The following is a 1,730-nucleotide window of genomic DNA, read 5'->3' on the forward strand; positions in this document are numbered from 1 at the left end:
ACACTACCTCGCGGCTCTCGATCGCGAACTCGACACCGATCCGACCGACACCGATTCGCCGTTCTGACGAGAAACCAGCACTCGCGCGCGACCACGGCTAGATGATCAGATTTCTACGGTTTCTCGTGATCGCCAACACTGAGCCGATCCTCAGGTTGTCTCGGCGATTCAATCTCTCGGACAACGGACTCAGAAAGCGGTGTGGCGCCATGCGCATCCCCACCCCTCCTCCCGGATACTGGCAGAGAGTCAGATCCGGGAAGCCCACGAAGCGCGTTCCCCTGCCTCCGCTGAAGAAGGACTAGGGGCACTCCGAAGGCAACGCGGTCCTTCTACTGGTCAGCGTGGCCCATGGCTCCTAGGCAGACGCGGCCGGCGAGCCAATCCGCAGACACCTCGCCCTCGGGCTCGAATCGATCCAGAAGTGCCGCGCAGTCATGTTTGACTTTCGCGAACGCAAGCGGATTAGTCTGCTGACGAAGTACGAGCTTCGCGACGCTGCACCAGAGCTGAAAATCCCGATACTCCCGCTCCCCCATCTGGTGGGGACCCTCGGCTAGGCCGAAGACCAGGCGCAGCATCCGCTGTAGTTCCGGCTCGGTGCGGCCGCTGAGAATCTGCTCCTTGATCTTGCGGACTAGTTCCATCGGATCGGGCGACTGCTCCCTATCGCTTTCGCTGTCTCCCATTCGAGTTATCTCCTCCTGACTAGAAGACACGGGTGATCGTGTTCTGTCAATCAGGTCGGGTCTCCGGGGCAGCCCGCAGGATTGAAGCGCGCTCCTGCCGGCCCCGCACTCTAGGAGGTTCGCCAGGCTCCCGGGTGGTCGTTGCGGAGCGGCAATAATCGGCGAGCCAGAGGACGCGTGGAGCGACGGCAAGACAACGCGATTGTCATGAAACGGGGAATCTGTCAGGATGGAAATGTGTACACGAAAATGTGTCACATGGCATAAGGCAATAACTGGAGGGCAATTCTAGAACCGAACCCAAAAATGCAGAACCCGCCGAGGTGGCGGGTCCCATATCAGGCTCTGCTCGATGCGCTGAATTCCTAATCCAAATTCATCGTGCACGACTCTAGCTGCCAACGCAAGCGATATCTGTTTGTTTGCGTGCCCTCGTCTTATGTCCACTCGGGATCTCCCCTCGCCGGCCCTCTGCATCAAAGCAAGGAGAGAAACGATGACACGAAGCTATCAGGAGGAACCATCGGAGGAGAAGACTCGTTCTATGGCCGAACGACTGCGGCGAAAGAACGAGCGACGTCGACGGCTTGCCGGACCGCGCCCCGACCGGTTCGAAAGGCCCCTCTACAACACCGATGCCTATCAATATGCTGTTTCGGTTGGGTGGATCAGCCACGAAGAAAGGGACCACGACGACGCGCTATACGAATCACGACGCAGAAGGTCGCTCGAGACGTCGCACCGGTATGGCCAGGAACCGAAGAGGTATCCGAAGCCCTTGACCAACGAGTACGTACCGGAGATGGCGTTGCGAGTTGATACTGATCGGAATCTGCGTGGATCAGCCAGCCGCCTCGCCCGCTTCTTGATGAAAGAGGCTTATCAGAAGGCTCGGGACCATCGGGGATGTCCCAGAACCGGTTGATTTTCTGAGAGTTTGAGAGCGGCGGCTCCTTCACCCTCCGTGTATTACGGAGGGGGTCACTACACCAAGAAGGAACCGCCACCATGACCAAGCATGCCAAGAAGTCCGATCATCTC

Annotated in this window: 1 protein-coding gene; it reads right to left on the reverse strand. The window is 58.6% G+C overall.

Translation table 11 applies throughout. From position 1 onward, the window contains the following. Positions 1-332: 332 nt before the first annotated feature. Positions 333-689, reverse strand: a complete 357-nt coding sequence (locus tag GY937_10205) for a hypothetical protein (protein ID MCP5057082.1) — start codon at positions 687-689, stop codon at positions 333-335. Positions 690-1,730: the final 1,041 nt, after the last annotated feature.

This window comes from bacterium, assembly GCA_024228115.1.
Lineage (GTDB): Bacteria > Myxococcota_A > UBA9160 > UBA9160 > UBA6930.

Excerpts from the sequence above, each read along its gene's own strand:
- GY937_10205 (MCP5057082.1), bottom strand. The coding sequence starts at position 689 with ATGGGAGACAGCGAAAGCGATAGGGAGCAGTCGCCCGATCCGATGGAA.